The following is a 1,657-nucleotide window of genomic DNA, read 5'->3' on the forward strand; positions in this document are numbered from 1 at the left end:
GTCGAGACCGCGCTCGACACAGATCGCCACACGGGAATCGGGTTTCACGCCCTGCTTGCGCAGGTAATGGGCCAGGCGGTTGGCCCGTTCGTTCAATTCGCGATAAGTCAGGCGTTGTCCGCGATGCAGCACCGCCAGCGATTCCGGCGTGCGCTGAACTTGCGCTTCGAACAACCCGTGAATCGTCTGCTCCAGCGGGTATTCGGCCTGGGTGGCGTTGAAGCCCACCAGCACCTGTTCACGCTCGCTGGCCGGCAGAATCGGCAGGCGATACAACGGCACCTGGGGTGTCTGCTCCAGGGCCTCCACCAGTGTTTCCAACGCTGCCTGCACATACCCGCAGACCCGTTGTGCGCCGATCCCGGCAGCCACCAGCACCGTCAGACTGAAGCCGCTGCCCAGGTCGTCGACGTTCAAGGTCAGCGGATAGTTGGTGCGCTCCTCGCCTTCCAGGGCCTGGATACCGCGCCATGCCTGCACCGCCGAGGTCGAGGCCGCGTCTGCGCCAGTGGCGCTGTGGCGGTAGTTGAGCAAGGCGCTGAACAACGGCAATGGCGCCGCCACGGCACTGCATCGCTGGGCCAGGGCCAGAGAGGCGTGCTCATGGCCCAACAGGGCCGTCAGCCGTGCATGGGTCGCCTTGACGCCCGCCCGCACGCCCTGCTGCCCCAACGTCACGCGCAATGGCAGGGTATTGATGAACATCCCCAGCGCCCGGTCGGCGCCCTCGCCGCCCTGCATCCGGCCCATCAGCACGGTGCCGAACACCACGTCCTGCCGGCCGGACACCTTGCCCAACACCTGGGCCCAGGCCAGGTGCACCAGGCTGGCGACGCTCACCCCCGCCTGACGCGCCTGCTGGCGCAGGCGCAGATCCAGCGCCGGGGCCAGCGCTTGCCGGGCCTCGTCGATGTCGTGGTTCTGCCCCTGCACGTCCAGCAAGCCGAACGGCAATGTCGGTTCGTCCACGTCGCCGAGCATGTCACGGAAGAAGGCTTCATGCTCTTGCCGAGTCACCCCCAACCGTGCCTGCGCCACATAATTGCGATAGGGCACCGTTTCCGCCAGTCGGGCGGTCTCGCCCAGCAGGTGCGCCTGCATTTCGTGTTGCACCACCTCCAGCGCCGTATGATCCAGCGCCATATGGTGGAACAGCAAACTCGCCACCCATCGACGATTGGCCTCGTCTTGACCGTAGGCCAGGCGCATCAACGGTGCCTGGCCCACGTCCAGGCGATGCTGTCGCGGGTCGAAGCGCTGGCGCAGCTGCGTTACGGCGTCCCCGGCGGTCGGGTCGAACCGGACCTCTTCGAGGTGCAGTTTCGCCTCGCGCCAGACCACTTGCACCGGCGAAGCCAGCCCCTCCCATACGACGCTGGTGCGCAGGATGTCATGGCGATCGATCACCGCTTGCAACGCCTGGGCGAAGGCTTCCAGACGCTCACGGTCCTCGAAGGCGAACTGCGTCTGGAGGACGTACAGGTCACCCTGCTCCGCCGAGAGGTGATGATAGAGAATGCCCTCCTGCAAAGGCGCCAGGGGGTAGATGTCCTGCACGTTGCGCGCACCACCCGGCACAGTCGCCACGATGCGGTCGATGGCGTCCTGGTCCAGCGCCACCAGCGGCAGCATCGACGGCGTGATCCGGGTGCTTCCC

1 protein-coding gene is annotated in these 1,657 nt (G+C 66.6%); it reads right to left on the minus strand.

The features are described from left to right. A partial coding sequence (locus BLP99_RS26025; protein ID WP_143008002.1) for a condensation domain-containing protein occupies positions 1–1,657 on the minus strand: 1,657 nt, incomplete at both ends.

The organism is Pseudomonas sp. NFACC32-1, assembly GCF_900101215.1.
GTDB lineage: Bacteria > Pseudomonadota > Gammaproteobacteria > Pseudomonadales > Pseudomonadaceae > Aquipseudomonas.